The organism is Stieleria marina (assembly GCA_007741555.1).
Taxonomy (GTDB): domain Bacteria; phylum Planctomycetota; class Planctomycetia; order Pirellulales; family Pirellulaceae; genus K23-9.
This window is the reverse complement of the sequence record CP036526.1, coordinates 4,232,738-4,249,660: the sequence shown is the minus strand read 5'-3', so window position 1 is coordinate 4,249,660 and position 16,923 is coordinate 4,232,738. Positions and strand designations below refer to the sequence as shown.

Annotated in this window: 10 protein-coding genes; 6 read left to right on the top strand and 4 right to left on the bottom strand. The window is 55.2% G+C overall.

What is annotated here, in order from left to right:
* Nucleotides 1-42 precede the first annotated feature (42 nt).
* From K239x_RS15235 to K239x_RS15225, 3 genes are all read left to right on the top strand, one after another.
* Nucleotides 43-1,512, top strand: coding sequence for an efflux RND transporter periplasmic adaptor subunit (locus tag K239x_RS15235; RefSeq protein WP_145419114.1), 1,470 nt, complete (start codon nucleotides 43-45; stop codon nucleotides 1,510-1,512).
* A 233-nt stretch (nucleotides 1,513-1,745) separates the two neighbouring features.
* Nucleotides 1,746-3,857, top strand: coding sequence for an ABC transporter permease (locus K239x_RS15230; protein ID WP_145419113.1), 2,112 nt, complete (start codon nucleotides 1,746-1,748; stop codon nucleotides 3,855-3,857).
* Between the two features lie 75 nt (nucleotides 3,858-3,932).
* Nucleotides 3,933-4,988 carry a peptidase M42 gene (locus tag K239x_RS15225; RefSeq protein ID WP_419188987.1) on the top strand — a complete coding sequence of 352 codons (1,056 nt, stop codon included), beginning with the start codon at nucleotides 3,933-3,935 and terminating at the stop codon, nucleotides 4,986-4,988.
* A gap of 89 nt (nucleotides 4,989-5,077) precedes the next feature.
* Here the strand turns inward: K239x_RS15225 and K239x_RS15220 are convergent, their stop codons facing one another.
* Nucleotides 5,078-6,349: a valine--pyruvate transaminase gene (locus tag K239x_RS15220; protein ID WP_145419112.1), complete on the bottom strand. Its 1,272-nt coding sequence runs from the start codon at nucleotides 6,347-6,349 to the stop codon at nucleotides 5,078-5,080.
* A 227-nt stretch (nucleotides 6,350-6,576) separates the two neighbouring features.
* Between K239x_RS15220 and K239x_RS15215 the strand changes: the two genes are divergently transcribed.
* Both K239x_RS15215 and K239x_RS15210 read left to right on the top strand, forming a co-directional pair.
* Nucleotides 6,577-7,188, top strand: coding sequence for an RDD family protein (locus K239x_RS15215; RefSeq protein ID WP_419188986.1), 612 nt, complete (start codon nucleotides 6,577-6,579; stop codon nucleotides 7,186-7,188).
* A gap of 849 nt (nucleotides 7,189-8,037) precedes the next feature.
* On the top strand, nucleotides 8,038-9,705 hold the full coding sequence (locus K239x_RS15210; protein ID WP_145419110.1) for a BBP7 family outer membrane beta-barrel protein: 1,668 nt from the start codon (nucleotides 8,038-8,040) through the stop codon (nucleotides 9,703-9,705).
* 177 nt (nucleotides 9,706-9,882) lie between these two features.
* Here the strand turns inward: K239x_RS15210 and K239x_RS15205 are convergent, their stop codons facing one another.
* Complete coding sequence (locus K239x_RS15205; protein WP_145419109.1) at nucleotides 9,883-11,223, bottom strand: tetratricopeptide repeat protein; 1,341 nt, start codon at nucleotides 11,221-11,223, stop codon at nucleotides 9,883-9,885.
* 159 nt (nucleotides 11,224-11,382) lie between these two features.
* On the bottom strand, nucleotides 11,383-12,369 hold the full coding sequence (locus K239x_RS15200) for a DUF4331 family protein (protein WP_419188985.1): 987 nt from the start codon (nucleotides 12,367-12,369) through the stop codon (nucleotides 11,383-11,385).
* A gap of 277 nt (nucleotides 12,370-12,646) precedes the next feature.
* Here K239x_RS15200 and K239x_RS15195 point away from each other — a divergent pair, with 277 nt between their 5' ends.
* On the top strand, nucleotides 12,647-13,369 hold the full coding sequence (locus K239x_RS15195) for an RNA polymerase sigma factor (protein ID WP_145419107.1): 723 nt from the start codon (nucleotides 12,647-12,649) through the stop codon (nucleotides 13,367-13,369).
* Nucleotides 13,370-13,414: 45 nt separating this feature from the next.
* Here K239x_RS15195 and K239x_RS15190 read toward each other — a convergent pair whose 3' ends face one another.
* A complete protein-coding gene (locus K239x_RS15190; RefSeq protein ID WP_145419106.1) occupies nucleotides 13,415-16,261 on the bottom strand; it encodes a protein kinase domain-containing protein in 2,847 nt (948 codons plus the stop codon).
* Nucleotides 16,262-16,923 lie beyond the last annotated feature (662 nt).

Below are 16,923 nucleotides of genomic sequence, written 5' to 3'. Positions count from 1 at the left end.
GTGATCCCTCCCCCCAGTCTCTCCTACAAAGGCCTGTCACTGATGAATTCATCAGCCAGTTGGTCGTTCGCAACACGCACAGCCGATTGCCGCCGTGGCGCCATCACCTCACCGCTTGCCTTGGGCATTGGTGTGGTCCTTGCAATGGGATTAGTCGGCCACTTTTTGGTCGGCGGAATTTCGAACCTGCTGGGCGGGTTCATGGACGAAACCGTCGAATTGGATGTGCTGATGACGCAAGCCGTTCGGGCACCGTTCGTGCATAGCGTATTGGAACGCGGCGAAATCCAGAGCTCCAGCAATATTGAAGTTCGCTGCCAAGTGCGTGGCCGGACATCGTCATCAGCCGTGAATATCTTGGAAATCGTTCCCGAAGGTTCGTGGGTGGAGAAAGGCGACTTCTTGGTGCGTCTAGATGATTCGCAACTCCAAAATCAATTGATCCAGCAGCAGATCGTCAGCAGCAATAGCGAAGCGGCCGTGATCGAAGCGGAAGCGACCTTGGATTCCGCTCGGTTGGCGCTGAGCGAATACGACGAAGGCACGTTTAAAGAGCAACTTGCTTCGCAGCAAAGCTCCGTGTTTGTCGCCGAAGAAAACAAGCGACGCGCCCAAGAGTACATCACCTACAGCAAGCGATTGGCCGAACGCGGGTACATCCCCGAAGCCCAACTGGAAGCGGACATGTTCGCTCTGGAAAAGGCCAAGCAAGAACTGGGCGTGGCTGAGACCAAGTTGGAAGTGCTGAGCAAGTTTACGCGTGAAAAAATGTTGACTCAGCTCAAGGCAGCGATCCGAACCGCGACCGCCAAATTGCAGTCGCGCCGAAAAACGTTGGAATTAGACCAAAAGCAACTTGCTGAATACGAAGACCAAATTACAAAGTGCATGATCCACGCTCCGATTGCCGGGCAAGTCGTGTACGCCAACAAACGGAGCCGTTCCAGCAGTTCTGGTGTGTTGATCGAAGAAGGCATGCCGGTTCGCGAACGACAGGCGATCATTCAGCTGCCTGATCCAAAGAAAATGCAGGTGACGGCCAAGGTTCACGAATCGCGAATTGGTTTTATCAAAATTGGCCAGACGGCGGATCTAAAATTGGACGCGATGCCCGAGCTGCCTTTGACCGGCACCGTCATCGAAGTCAGCGAGTATCCTCTGCCGCCGATCAGTGCTTACATGTCGCACGTCAAAGAATACGAAGTGATGATCGAAGTCGACGCGCCACCGTCTGATTTGCGACCGGGCATGACTGCCGAAGTCAACTTGTTGGTCGACGCGATCGATAACGCGTTGCAAGTTCCCATCGAAGCGATTGTGCAACGCGGTGAAGAATTCTTCTGTGCGGTACCACTGGCTGCTGGCGGCGTCGAAACTCGCGAAGTGACGGTCGGAATCGCAAACGAAACCGATTTGATCATCGAAGATGGGTTGTCCGATGGCGAGAGCATCGTGCTCAATGTCACTGACCCGACCGTGCTGGAACTATTGGAACTCCCCGAACAGGAATAGTCGGGGATCCAGGGTCTTGCGACGCGTTGGAGACTCGAGCTTGGAGATTCGAGCCACGCCAAATGGCGTGGTTTGCCAAGTCGGAATGGCTGAGATCAAATCGGTGTCTTCCGTCGTGATTCCCGCAGACCGTCAGAATGTGGGGCCGTGCCGCGTTTGCAGCCTGTTCGCTTCCTTGGGGTCTATCAAGACGGTATTTACCGAAAGAGTGAATCATTTCGCCCCCGAGTCACATGCTGAAAAAAGAGCCCGAAACGAACGCGACTGACGCGGAATCCGGCGACAGCCAGCGCGAAGCTGCGCTGAGCATTTCGGATCTGCGCAAGGACTATGATCTTGGCAGCGAAGTCGTGCATGTCCTCAAGGGCATCGACATGGTGGTTCCCAAAGGGGACTACGTCGCCATCATGGGGCCATCGGGATCTGGCAAGAGTACGCTGCTGAATCTGTTAGGCGGATTGGATTCGGCGACGTCCGGTGTCTACAAGATCGGCGACTGCGATGTTTCTGAATTGACGGACGACGAACTGTCCAAGATCCGCGCTCAGCGCATTGGTTTTGTTTTCCAAGCCTACAATCTGCTGCCACAGTTGGACGTGCTGGAGAATATCGAAGTCCCGCTGACGTACAACGGCGGCATGACCGCAGACGACCGCAATCGGACCAACGATTTGGCGTCCCTGGTCGGTCTGAATCAACGAACCGATCACCGTCCGACGGAGCTCTCTGGTGGACAGCAGCAGCGTGCTGGCATCGCACGTAGTTTGATCAATCAGCCCGAGTTCATCTTGGCCGATGAAGCAACCGGAAATCTGGATACCGCGACGACCGAAGAGATTCTGGACCTTTTCGATGATCTGAACGAAAAGGGCACCACGATCGTGATGGTCACGCACGAGGAAGAAGTGGCCGAACGGGCTCGCCGAATCGTGCGACTTCGCGACGGAGTGATCGAAGTCGACCAGCGAGTGCGGCCACCGAGCGATGGTCGACGCGAAGACCACGTGATGCCGCGGACAGGGCGTCCATCGCAGCTACGGTTGCGAGCGCGAGATTTGCGTGTGGGGCTGAAAACGCTTTTGATGCATCCATTGCGTTCGCTGCTGACGATCTTGGGCATTTTTATTGGCGTCGCCAGCGTGATTTGGTTGCTGGCGATCAGCGAAGGCATCGCGGCCAAAGCGAATTCGCAGATTCAGGAATTGGGTGCCAACAACATCATTGTGACGACGTCGCGTCCGTCGTCCGATCAGCTGCAAGGCAAAAAGATTTACTTCTACGGGCTTACCGAAGAAGACTGCTGGCATCTGAAAGAAAATATCCCGTCGGTCGACTTGGCCATTCCTTTTTATCGACGGACCCAACGTGAATTTCGCTACGCGGATCGATTGGTGTTGGGCGAAATCAACGCTTGCACCCCCGAGTACCGCGATCTGTATTCGTTGCACGTGTCGCAAGGGCGTTTCTTGATCGACGCCGACAATGAAAACAAAGCCAACGTCTGCGTGCTGTCCAGCGATGTGGCGCGATCGTTGTTCAAACACGAAGACCCGATCGGAAAATCAATTCACATTTTTGATGATTTCTTTCGCGTCGTCGGTGTGGTCGCACCGCGAGCGGAAATGGACAGCGTGGCTGACACCAGCCGGCGTCAGGACTTTTCTGACAATGTGTACGTGCCTTTGGAAACGTACTGGATTCGTTTTGGGGAAGCGTACTCGGTGGGCAACAACGGCGGGCGGGCGATTTCGCAAGTGACGCTGCGTCTAAAGAATCAGGACGATGCGATCGCGACCGGCCAGGCCGTCGAACAAGCCCTGAAACGCACTCACTTGTATGACGATTTCGAGATCGGTGTCCCGTTGAAACTGCTGGAACAGGCCAAAAACACGCGGCTCATGTTTATGGCGATGATGGGTTTGCTGGCAGGGATCTCGCTGCTGGTAGGCGGGATCGGAATCATGAACATTATGCTGGCCACTGTGACCGAGCGAACTCGCGAAATCGGCATTCGGCGGGCTCTGGGGGCTCGCAAGCGTGACATTACGCGGCAGTTTTTGATCGAAACCATTCTGCTGTCCGTCGCGGGCGGGATCACGGGAATCCTGGGCGGGATCACGTGTCGCAAGGCGTTGGAGTTGTTTCGCTGGTTCCTGAACACCAGTTTTCCCGAACTCATGGAATCGCTGCCCGAAACCATTCAGTCGATGGAACCGATCATTATCCCTTGGTCAATCCCGATCGCATTTGGTATCTCTGTCACGGTCGGCGTGGTGTTTGGACTCTATCCGGCGATGCGAGCGGCGGCGATGAGTCCTATCGATGCACTGCGTCACGTCGGGTAGTTTGGCCCGATCTCTGTGGGCGAAGGACGCCGCAGATACAGTGCATTTGGACTGGTCACACGGAAGAATTCTGCCTTGCAAGAAGTGCCCCCAGGAATCGAAGAGTACCTGCACCTGCTGCGCGCGCTGGTTCGCGAACCGTCGGTGGTGGGTGTCGAAGACGCTTTTTTTCGTGTCGTCCGTCGCGAATTGGAGCAGTACGACGTCGAAGTCCAGCGATACCACGGGCTTTTGGTCGCCCAAGGTCCCGACCCCGATAGCGTGTACCTTTCCGCACACGTCGACCGGCATGGTTTGCTGTGCACGGGGCCCAACGAGTTTCAATATGCTGCGTTCATTGCCGGCAACCGAGGCGAATTGACGGGGGATTCGATTTCCGAACAGTTCATGGATTTGATTGCCGGACGTTTCGAAGGTCAGCGTGTCCAAGCTCATACGCCCTACGCGGGATCCTATTTGGGGCAGGGGACAATCACACGTTCGTTTGTGTGTCCCCGCCGCAAGAATTTGATCTTCGAGATTGATGGATTGGAATTTCTGCAGCCCGGTTTTCCGGTTTCGTTTTTGGATCGATTGTTTATCGATGGTGGGTTGGTGTCGGCACAGTTAGACAACGTCGTTTCGGTAGCAATGTTGATCGAACTGATACGCCGCGGCTTCCGCGGCACCGCAATGTTTACCGCCGGCGAAGAGGCTGGTCGAAGCTGGCGATTCGCGATGGAATGGTTTCAGCGCAACGCGATCGAGACGGATCGTCTTGTCGTGTTGGATACGAGTCCGTTTCCTGATTTGGGCGAAATCGAACGACAGAAGGTGGTGCTGCGAAACCGCGATTCGATCAGTTCGTTTGATGCTGAATTGACGATCGAACTGGTGTGTCTGTGCGATCGACTGAAGATTCCGTATCGATTCAAAGACACGTATGTCGAAGAACTCAATCAGTCTCGCGAAAAGAAACTGTCCGTTGGCAGAACCGAGCTAGGACGGCTCATGTCGGCGGGCGACGGCAAGATTCGCGGCACCACATTGCAGCTTCCCACATCGTCGTACCACACCGCGTCAGAGACCGCCGAAATCAGCAGCATCGAATCCATGCTGCATTTGCTGTGCGAATTGTGTGGGCTGAATTAAGCGGGTTGAATTGGGTGGCAATCAAGTTTTGCTGGCCCGTGGCTAGCGCCAGCCGCTAAGTATGTGGCGGCTAACTAGGTGGCAGGGCTTTAGGCTGTGGCGTAGGCTCGGGCCACTTCTTCGGCAATTATCTTTAGCCCGTCAGCGACGACTTCGTCTGGCATCGTAAAACTGACGCGGATGCATTCGTCTCGGTGGGGCCAGGGCGATTCGTCGACTCCAAAGAAAAAGTAACTTCCCGGAACAACCAACACATCGCGAGCCTTCAGTCGTTGATACAATTCGCGAGACGTGATCGGCAACCCTTCGAACCACATCCATAAAAAGAACGCTCCTTCGCTGCGATGCACTCGGTAGGGCAACGCGTCGTCAAAGACTTCGGCAACGACCTGCTGAGTTCGCAGTGATTTTTCGCGGTAAAAGGGCTGAATCACTTCTTGGCTCAGCTTTAGGATTTCGCCGCTTTGAATCAGGGGACGCGTAATCGCTTGGCCGATGTTCGTGTTGGCCAGTCCGACAATCGACATCATCGATGACATCGACCGAATGACTTCGTCGCGGGCAACGACGATTCCCGTACGTGTCGCCGGTAGTCCCAATTTGGACAAGCTGAGCGTCAGAATGATGTGTTCGTTCCAGATCGGAGTCGCTTCGGTAAAGATCGCTCCGGGGAACGGGGCACCGTAGGCGTTGTCGATGATCAGGGGGATTTCGTGCTGCTCCGCCAAAGAAGCCAATCGCGAGATTTCGTCGTCGGTCAGGACGTTGCCGGTGGGATTGGTTGGCCGCGAAACGCAAATGGCCGCGACATCGTCGGTGACCGTCAAGCGATCAAAATCAACTCGGTATTTGAATTCGTGGTCACCGGTCAATTCGATCCGTGGTTTGACGGCACAAAACATTTCGCCCCCCACGGACTGGCTGGCGTAGCCGATGTACTCGGGAACCAACGGCAGCAAGATCTTCTTTTGGCGTCCGTCAGGCATCTGGCCCGCCAGCGAATTGAAGAGCAAGAACAACGCCGTTTGCCCGCCGGCGGATACGCCGATGTTGTCGGTCGTCGTGGGCCAACCAAATTGCTGCGAGAACAGATCTGCAACGGCTTGGCGAAACGCGAGATTTCCGCTCGGCGGTTCGTAGTCGCCTAATACTTGTTCCAGCACCCCGTCGGTCGACGCCATTTCTTGGATGCGGCGTTTCCAAATCGCATCCATCGCGGGAATGTGCGACGGTTGTCCACCGCCCAGCATGCAAATGCGATCACCACCGCGAGCCAAAGCGTCGCCGAGGTCGTCCATCAGTTCACCAATGCCACTACCGCCGCAAAGGTGCTGTCCAAAATTTGAGAGTTCCCATGTCATCCAAGTAAGTTTAGCGACGGGATGCTATCCCAACAGGCCCGATGGTTTTTGATGATTCGATGGGCACCGCTGTCGAAAAGCCACGCCGGGGGGCGGCAAAAGATCTGTGTGGCCAAACGGTTTCGCGTTCATGCCTGGCACTGTCGTTCACCAGCGAAGTTGACAGGCGTTGTGCCGAAATTTTCGCTTTGGAGCAGAAAGTATGAGACAATAGGCCTGCCTGATTGGTGTCACATCCTTCTGTGTTTGAGAGTCCTGCCCTGAGAGTCGATCGATCGCTGGGAACGGGGGTGTACTATGACAAGGATGATTACGCAGGGTTTGCACAACGCGTTGCGGTCGTATTCATCGACGGCGCCGTGCTGCTGTTGATGGGCGCTGTCCTAGGAAGCGTCGTGATGGTTCTGGCCGAGAGTATTGGAGCAAGCAAATTGGGCGCGGCACTGGATCTGTCGGGCATTTTTATGCTGCTATGGATCGTTGGCATTTGGGTCTACTTGGCTCCGCTGAAACGTTCGCGGTTTCGCACGGTGGCCTATCGATTGCTTGGGCTGACGATTGTGACGACCAAGGGAGGCCGCCCGACGCTGTTCACCATGACGTTGCGGATACTAATGTGGATCTGCTGGCCGTTCAATTTCGTCGTGGATTTGATCTGGCTGGGCGCGGATACCGAAGGCCAAACGCTGCGAGATTGCTACGCCAGTACATATGTGGTGCGTCACGGTGCAGAGCCGATCGGTTTTGCGCCCGAGCATCTGACGCGGTACAACGGGGCCGGAATGACGTTGGCGTATCCGCGAGTTTGCCGGCCGGTTGCGAACGCCAACAAGGAATAGAGACGGTGCAAATCGGCAGCGCTCGTTCCACGAATTCGCCCCCTTCGCTTTCTTCTCCATCCTTTACCGCATCGACCCGAGAGTGTGGCGAAACGCCGTTATTAATCTTTGCGGACTACGGCAAGTTTGCGAATTGGCAACTCGATTGGGGGCCGTATTTCGTGTGCTCCGCGTAATTGCTTTGCCGTATTGGTTCGGTTGGGTGGTGAGCCTGCTTGGCTGAGGATAGCGGCGCGTTGTGCGATGCGTGCCGTTGATCGGGCCGCATAAATTTCCTGACCGGATTGTTTTCTTGTGACTCTGCGGGCTGGGGCAACGCGATGGATTAGTCGTCAATCGATGATTGATTTGATTTCATTTCGTGTGCCTGTTGTCCAGCAGCACCGTTGGCCATTGCGGGGCATTTTTGCAATCAAAGCGTGCATTTAGCTATCAACGTTCCGATTCGTATTTGCGTGAGCGAAACCAAGTCGCGGTTGTGGCTTGTTTCTCGTCCGTCACGTGCGGCCTGATTCTGGGAAGTGTTGAATCGACTCTTTCAGGAAGCCAGGCAGGAGGGGGTGACGGGGCCGAGAAACGGGCCATCCAGAATTGGATCGCTGACACAAAGGATTGCGTAAATAAGGGAAGAAGGATTTCCCGCCAATTAATAGGTTCGCTCGTCGAATCTCCTGCCGCGGAACGCTATCGGAGTTGATCACACATTTGATCCGGGGAAACCCGGTGAAGGCTGAAACAGACCATTGGAGGAAACAAGGGTCGGTGACAGTGCAGGGTGTTGATTAGCTTGCGTGGATTGTGAACCGTCGCACGGAAGTTGACGAATCGGAAAACGCTAGGAGTCGAGCAATGAGAACCAATATTTTACGTCACGTCGCAATTGCCATGGGTCTAAGTTTTGTCGCCACAGGCGTTCAAGCTGCTGACTACACGTCACCTGCCAAGTGGAATAATTTCAATACAAAGACAACTCAAACACAACCCAATGTGTTTCGCACGGTCGGGACTGGCGGTGCGAACTGTGCCCCATGCAACAACGGCTTGAGCGGAGCGATCACCGGCCAAACCATCATCCATCCTTCCGCTCCAGTGCAGTCGTATCAGTCGATGCCAGCACCGGTGATGTCCTCGCCTGCACCGATCATGTCGGCACCGATCGTGTCAGGTCAAACGCATTCGGCACCGGTCGCTCAAGGCCAGATCATCAGCGACAACTTGATTCACCAGTCGCAGCCGCAAGTAGTGTCCAGTACTCCGATGACCAGCCATGTCCATCATGGTTACGCACCTCAGTATTCACAGCCGCAGTATCGCGGGGCCATCGGGTCGCACATCCACAGTGGCGCACGTCGCGCTCGTGGCTATGGATCAAACTTGCTGGGATCGACGTTCGCTCGACGTAGCAGCCGTAGTAGCATTTCGCCTTGGTTCGGTGGCGCATCGTTGCTGTTCTTGGACGTCAACGAAAATGGAAATGGTCGCAACTTCTTGATCGATGACGCCGTCGGCACTCGCCGATTGAACGCTCAAGACGTGGCTCCCGAAGACAACACTGCCTTCGAATTCAACGTCGGTCGCTACCTTGCAGGCGGACTGTACGGCTTGGATTTCCGTTACTTCCAGTTTGATCCCGACCGCGAGCAACAGATTTTCATTCCAGCAACGGGTGTTACTTATCGCCCAACGTTTACGGGAATGAGCTCTGCAGCCGCTCCGCTGGTTGTATCGGGTGCCAACCCTGCAGCAAGTGTCTATGACTACTACGATGGAGCCTCGGCAACACCAGCAGCAGGCTACCGGATCAGCCGTGATCTGGATTTCCGCGGACTGGAAGCCAACTTGGTTAGCTTTGGTTGGATGGGTGGCGTTCGCCAAGGTCAGTCCTGCAACCAAGGACTCGGCCACGGCAGCTTTGCGAATCGGATGGGTAACGGCCGTTATGGCGGATTCGGTGGACCACTGACACGCAGCGGTCGCGTTCAAGTCACGACCAGCCACGGTTTCCGCTGGTTCCAGTTGGAAGATGCCCTTGAAGTGGCATCGAACGTCGATGGTACTGCCGGTTACCAAGCTGACGACGTCTATTACAACGTCGATACCGAAAACAACTTGTTCGGTTACCAGTTTGGATCGAAGCTGAACTACTGCTTGACCGAGCGTTTGATGCTTACCGCCGGTGGTAAGATTGGTATCTACGGAAACGACGTCAACGTGCGTCAACGTCTGGGAACCGAAACCAACTTGGCCTACTACACCACTGCAGGTGTGGACGATGTGCTGACCGACAACGATGATACTGCTCTTTCGGCATTGGCTGAATTGGATCTGGGTCTGGGCTATCGCTTGAACAATGCTTGGACACTCACCGGCGGCTACCGCATGCTATCGGCTTGTGGCGTTGCAACGGCTCCTGGTTCAACCGCAGACTTCACGTCTCTGGACTCGGTCGGAGCAGTCAACGCTGACGATTGCTTGATCCTGCACGGCGGATACGTCGGACTTCAGTACAACTGGTAGTCGAAATGACGCTGACTTAATAGCAAACAGATCGCCCCGCCGAGTCGAAAGACTGGGCGGGGCTTTTTTGCGTTTGCTGGGAACTTGCTTCGTTGAAACGTGGGGCCGAAGTGCCGAAGTAGCAGCCATCGATAATCCGATTGGACTACGCCGGCTCTCGTCCGAATCGCCACCGTATCATTTTTCTAACGCCAACAATCTGCGTTTTGCATCTGGAGCCGACAGCAGTGAAAACGTGGGATTGATTGCGAGAGCCTCGCGGTAGGACGTGGCGGCATCAACTGATTCACCCATTGCTTCAAGAATCAATCCCGCGTGGTAGTACAGGTTCGCATCGCGTGTCCCTGGTGCCAGTGCTTGGGTGACTGATTCCGCGGCCTGCGTAAACTGACCATTTCGATACTGCGCGAACGCTAGCGTGTCCAATGACTGGACGTCGCGGCGCAGTTTCAAGTCTTCTTTCGCGAGTTCCAAGGCCCGTTCTGGTTTTCGGTCCGTATCGCAATAGAACTTCGCAACTTCGCGGTAGTGCGCGGCTGCCGCAGTCAGTGCTTCTTCCGCCATTGCCTGGTCGGTTTTTTCGTACCACTGTTCGGCCAGTTCCGTTTTGCCCATCGCTTGGTAGACATCGGCCAAGCCCGCCATCATCGGAGGTTCGCCGTGCCGTTGAACAGCTTCCTGGTAGAGCGTTAGTGCCAGCGGTAGATCGCCTTGCAACGCCGTGACTTGTGCTTTTGCTGCCATCGCTGGTGCATAGTCCGCACGGCGCGACAGAGATTGGGCGAGCTCTCTTAATGCGTGCGCAAGTCTCCCTCGGGTCTGATGCATGGCGGCAACTCGCAAATCGTACCAGGCTAGTTCACGATCACTCAGCCCCAGGGATTCGGCATCGTGACGAGCCTTCAGCATCAACGTCAATGCTTCGTCGGAACGACCGCGGACTTCAAGTAAATGTGCGTTGCGTGCGATCGTGGCTGCCGACTTCTCTCGTTGCAGAAGTTCGGCGTAGGATCGTGCGGCGTCGTCGTACCGCCCTAATGACATTTGACAATCACCCCGGATCGACCAAGCGACGGCGTTGTCTGGACGGCGCGATAGAATGAGGTCAGCCAGTTCCAATGCGTCTGCAAACGCATGGCGTGCCATCAGAGACTGTGCCAAATACAGTCGGGCGGGCAAATGGCTCTTGTTGTTCTCAACTGCCTGACGCAAATTTTGTTCGGCTTTGTGGAACGAACCAAAGTCGTCTTCCTCTTTTGCCTTGCGTAGATACAGTCGTCCCAGCGTCACGCGGTTGGCGACGTCCTGAGGTTTTCCGTCAATACGTTTTGTGAACAGATCGATGGCATCATCCGTCGGCATCATCTCGCCCAACTTCAACGGCGCGCTGTCAATCGAAAGACTGACAGTTGCCAGACCGGCCGATGGGATTACCGTCTGGGCGCTAGTAACGTTGGTGTCGAAGAAAGCGACGAGTGAAAAGATGATGGCAGCAGCGCTGAGAGGATTGAAACTCATAGTCTTTCGGTCGTTGGTGGAAGCGAGAAAAATGCCGAATCAGTCTGGATAATGGACTGATCCGGCATGCGTGACTTTTGCGAAATAATGAAAGCCACGGAATGAATGAATTGGTTCCGCAATGAAACGCCCCATGTGACGGTGAGTATGTGACGTTGATCAGTTGGGTGCCGCTAGATAGGGAAACGTGGTCAGAAACGTTGCGTCGTTGGCGTCAACGCCGTCTTCCGTGACCGCTCCGTTGGTCAGCAGGTTTAGCTCCGCGTCGATAACATCGTTGGCGAGCTGCCGACCGTTTAGAAATCCGGCGGTGCTTGAAGTGTCAAACGTCAGCACGTCTGGTAGCAGAATTGCTGTCAGGGCTGCTGCTGTCGCAGTGTCGCCACCGTTGAGCGATTCGATATTCGCTTGAACTTCAGCGGCGAAGTTTTGCGTGTCGTTTGTGGTCAACGATGCGTTGAAGAGATCTTTCAGCGGATCACTGGATATCAACGCGGTGTTGATCGCTGGGCGTCCCATTCGATCAAACTGCTGGCCGCCGTTGATTGTGCGGGCCCACACAGCGATGTTGGACGATGCTCCATTGAGTTGGCTGCTTGGCAGTTCTAAAACAATCGCTGAAACGTTCAAACCAGCAAAGAAGTCGGTGCCCGTGAATTGGAAACCATTATTGAATCCGTCGAGGTCAAAGAAAAACGGATCCTCAAAAAGATCGGCGCGGACCTGTCCACCACCACTGATGGCGACGTTTTGTCCGGTGCTGCCCGATGCCGCAACCGATCCGTCATCGCGTAAAACAAGCATCCGTTGGCTGCCGCGGCGCAATCGTGCAAAGTGAACTTCGTACCGAACATCCGCGACGGCGTCGCCCGTGTTGTCGATGTTGATTTCGTAAACGCTGCGACTGTTGAAGGTCGTGGGGCTCAGAACGCCAGCAGCCGGGTTTACGCTTAACACCAACACGCTATTTGAGGGATTCGATGGCGATTGAAAGGCGAATACATCGTTGATGTCAAGCGTTCCATCTGCGGTGACGGACGGCGAATCAAGGTGATCTGCGGCTTCGCTGGAGGGGGCAGTCGCAATGGATAACGCAATCACGAACAAGGCGGTGAGTGGAAGACTGAATCGGGCATTTAGCAGCATTACGGGGCGACTTCTTGGGAAAGGAGGAGACAGAATGGCAAACGTTTGGGTGGAAACGATCTGGGGCGTTTGCAGTACAATAAGTCCGGCACAATGTGTGCACCTGTTCGATTCACACCACTGATACGCGTCCATCATCGAGTTGTGACAGTTGATTCACGAATAAGTGCTATGCCGGTTTTGATGATCTTGGTGATTTGTCCGGCCGCATCTGTTTTTGGCAGCGATTCGCCGTCCTACTTTTTTTATCCCTTGATCAATTTGTGTTTGTTCTGTCATGGCGTTACCCCAGGGTCGAGATGAAGGGCGATTGAGCCAAATTCAGACCAACTGGACGGAGGTGTTTGGCAGCTGCAACGAACAACCCAGCGTGGCCAGTCAAGCGCAGCGAGATTTGTTGGTCCGTTATGCGGGACCCGTCTATCGCTACCTGCGCGGTGCCGTTCGCGATCCCGATGTTGCCGACGACTTGGCGCAAGAATTTGCATTTCGCATCGTTCGCGGAGATTTTCGAAATGCCAATCCTGGTCGCGGGCGGTTCCGTGACTTCATCAAACGGGCACTGCGAAATTTGGTCACGGACTATTTTCGCAAGCAGAACAAGCGTCCCGCATCTCTGTCGCCCCAGATGGCTCAGATCGCTGACGCCAGTTCGCCTGTAGTCAACGACGATTTTGATCACGTTTGGCGAAAAGAACTGCTGAGCCAGACGTGGAATGCGATGGACGAAGCGGACCAGGCATCGGGGACTTGCTACGCGTTGGTGTTGCGTGAACGGGCACAGAACCCGGCGTTCAATTCGTCCGATCTCGCGGTAAAGATTAGCGATCAACTCAGCCGTGAGGTTAACGCGGCGTGGGCACGGCAGACTCTGCGACGGGCCCGAGTCCGCTTTGCCGAACTGCTGCGAAAAGAAGTCGCCAAGACCTTGGGCGTGGTCAGCGACGAGAACGTCGATGGCGAATTGGGTGAACTCGGTTTGTTGAAATATACCCGCTAAGTCTGGCTCCGAATCGGAACGACTCGCGCCGTGTTAGCCGGCCCGCTATCTCAACGCTTCATTCAGAGTCTCGCCGAAGTACTCCAATTGATCGTTTACCGTCGCCATCACGGCGGGGCCCTGTTGAATCCGGACTTGATTAGAAAAACCGGGCGGCGAGATTTCGCCCAGCGACGCGGCGGTGCGCTCGGCTTGGGTGTGGTCGTAAAACACAGCGATCGCTTGGTCGCCAACGACTTTGAAACAAAAGCCTCCTCCGCTGGCAATCCGTGTGCGAAAAGCGGCCAGGTAAGTTTGCACGCCGCCGTAACGATCGGCATCATTCGGCAACGCATCCCGATCAAAATCGGCTTCTCGTTTCAGTTCGTTGACCACAAACGTTATCTTGGGAATGCTGACGGGAATGTCCGTTGCCAGCACTTCATTGGGGAACAGTTCGCGGAACAGAGGGTGCGACGCGATTTTGGCAGCGTTCAACAGGACGCGATGCTGTGCCATTCGTTCTACGCGGATAAGTAGTTCGCATGGGAATTGGTTGTGGAGTGTTAGACGTTGGCCGGTACCAGAGAAGACGAGCGGTGGATGGTCCTTGAACTCCTGGGACAAATCGAGACGGTGAAACTTTTGTCGCGATTGAGAGCTGACGGACAATGGCAGCGCGTCGGAGAGTTGTGGGCTGCGAATCTGATAGTCACCTTCGTCTAAACGCAGTGACAGCGGAAAGACTTCGCCCACATCCAGGCGTGCCTGGGCCACGACATGCGGCAAGTGCCATGGACCGCCGATACAGTACGTCTGCTGGTCGACTTCGCGGATGGACGGATGGACGCGAAACGTTAATTCGACGCTGTGGACGAGGTCGGCTGCGAAATCTTCGTTGCAAACGTCACAGCGACCGTGCGTTTTGACTTCCCGCAGCTCATCGACTCGCGCAGACGGCACACGACAAATTGGGCAATGAATGTCCCAGCAGTGATCCAGTAGTCCGACGTGTGCTGCATGCAGAAACGCCGCGATCACGTTTTCTTGGGGCAATCCCCATTGCTTGGCCAGTGCGAAAGGTTGCAGCCGTGCGACGGATTGGGCGGCACCGCGAGCCACGTGGTCTTCCAGACGCAGTAGTACATCGGGATGAAGGTTCCGATTGCGTAATTCGCGGATCAAACCGTCCAGCTTCCTACGCTGGGCCGCTGTCAACTGATTGGGCGATTCAAAAGCGTCGCGAGCCAGCGAAGTGGATCGAGTGTCGGTGGGGGTTTGACTTTCGCGATCGTCTTGATTTGCCTCCCAAGTCAGAACATCATCGATGTGATGATACGCCCGATCAAAGGCGCGACGTGAATGCCAGCCGACTTGCAGTCGCGCGACCAGTCGTCCCATTAGACCTCGCGGTCGCACTTGGAATCGGTGCGTCAAGATCGTGCCGCCTTGATCCCCCCGTTGCAACTGGACGTCGCTAATCAGCCAATCCAGTGGTCCGTTATCCAGTTGTCGCAGCACAGACATGCGGCTTGCTTCGATCCATTCAAACGGATGCTCACGCCAGCTCATATTCATGCCCAGGAAGCGCGTGCTGCCATAGTGCTGGACATCGCCGTGTTCGCCGGTCTGGACGTGAAAGTTGACGGCCGGCAAATCAACGGCGCGGTTGATACGTTCGGTATTGGAAACGTACGGCCAGAGAACCTCGGGCGATGATTTCAAATGGCAGACTAGTTCGTATGTACGAATGTTGGCATCGAATTCGTTGGGCTGCGTCGACGGCACGTGAGGATGGGAGACGATCTGCGTCGGTCGTCCTTGCAGAATCTGCTGAACATCGTGCAGCATTTCGCTGGCGTCGGCGTAACGGTCGACCGGGTTCTTTTCCAGCGCCTTGGCGACCAACTGACTGGTAATGTCGCTGACCGCTGGGTTGAGCGAACTGATGAGAGGCGGACGCGTCTGGCGATGCTGCGTAGCGACTTCGATAAAACTATCAGCCGGCAAGGCATGACGGCCAGACAGCATTTCAAACAGGGTGGCACCCAACGCGTAGATGTCGACCGTGGGATCAATGTCGTGGCCAGCGGCAAACTGTTCGGGGGCCATGTACTGCGGTGTCCCCAGTACGGCGTTGGTCTTGGTCAATTCCAGCGATTCGGGTTGGTCGACGTGCCGCGCCAATCCAAAGTCGGTCAACTTGACTGTGCCAGCGGCGATTACCAACTTGCTGATGGGCGCTTTGACGACGGCGTCCGCATTCGAATTTGAAGGGGATAGTGTTTGCGAATCGAAAGCACCGATCTCCGTCGCCAGCGACTGAACTAGCAAAATGTTGGCGGGTTTTAAATCGCGATGCACGGTCGCTTTTTCGTGCAGTGTCGCCAGCCCGCGCAGGATTTCGGCGATGATCATTAAGGTGACCCGTTCGGGCAGCGGACAGTGGTCTTTCATCAGTTGGTGCAAACTGATGCCGTCGACCAACTCCATTGCCAAAAACGACAATCCGTCGTCTTCGCCGATCTCGTACAATTTAGTTATCGCAGGGCTGGCCGATTCGCCTAGCAGTGTCGCCTCCTTTCGAAACCTTTGCAGAGCCAGTTTACTTCCGTTGATATCTTGTCGCAGGACTTTCAAAGCGATTGGTTTGCCGTCTGCATTTTCAGCGCGGTAGACGGACCCCATTCCGCCGCGTCCGATCAATTCGATCGGGCGATACGAACCGATTTGTCCGCGTGTCAGGATCGAATCCGGGCCAGGCGAATCCGAAGAATTCAAAGCGACACGGAGCCGGTCGATGGGCGCGGACGCTTCGCTGCTGTCACATTCCAACGTCTCGCCGTACCAACTGGGAGCATCGTCCAGTTCATCAGCGTCGTCGAACGTCTCCGAATCATCGTCCAGGGGCAAAGCGATTTCCTGCGAAGGGTCTGCGGCCGGGAAACTTTCGTTCCGTAGTGTGAATCCGTATCGTGAAAACGACCAGTAGCTTGGTCGGTGCCAAATTGTAGTGGTCTTGGGCCCGAGATGTGGCGTTAGTGAGAATCCTGTTAACGAGCTTTTAGTTGCATCAGACAGCGTCTATTCGGACAATTGCGACGTTGCCGCAGCCTTCGAAAACTTTGTGTCGGATAATGTCTCCAATGTGTGTCACAGAATCAGCCTGTCAACGTATCAGTGGCGGGAATGGACTGAACCCCAAGATGCCCCGAGTACGCCGTCAGGTGCTGCTGGGAGAAGATCAAGGCTGGTCGTTTTGCGACCGTTGCGAATCAATACCGACCAGCTTTGACTTGAAGAACACCTTCCTCCAAACGTCCAACACTAGAAATGCTAACCATTCACTTGGATTGCTGACAAACTTGCCAAACAGCGGTTTGCTTCGCGTTATAACACTGCGTTGCAAATGCCCTGGCCCGCAACCGGGAACATTGGAAAGAAGCTCCCAAACAGTGCGCCGTCGCGAACACGCCAAGCGTTTAAACGGATCCCGTGTCCGTAATTGCCGGACTCCACAGATTCCGGATCACAGGCCCACGTCCCGCGATTTCCGCCCCGCAGAGCGTACTTCC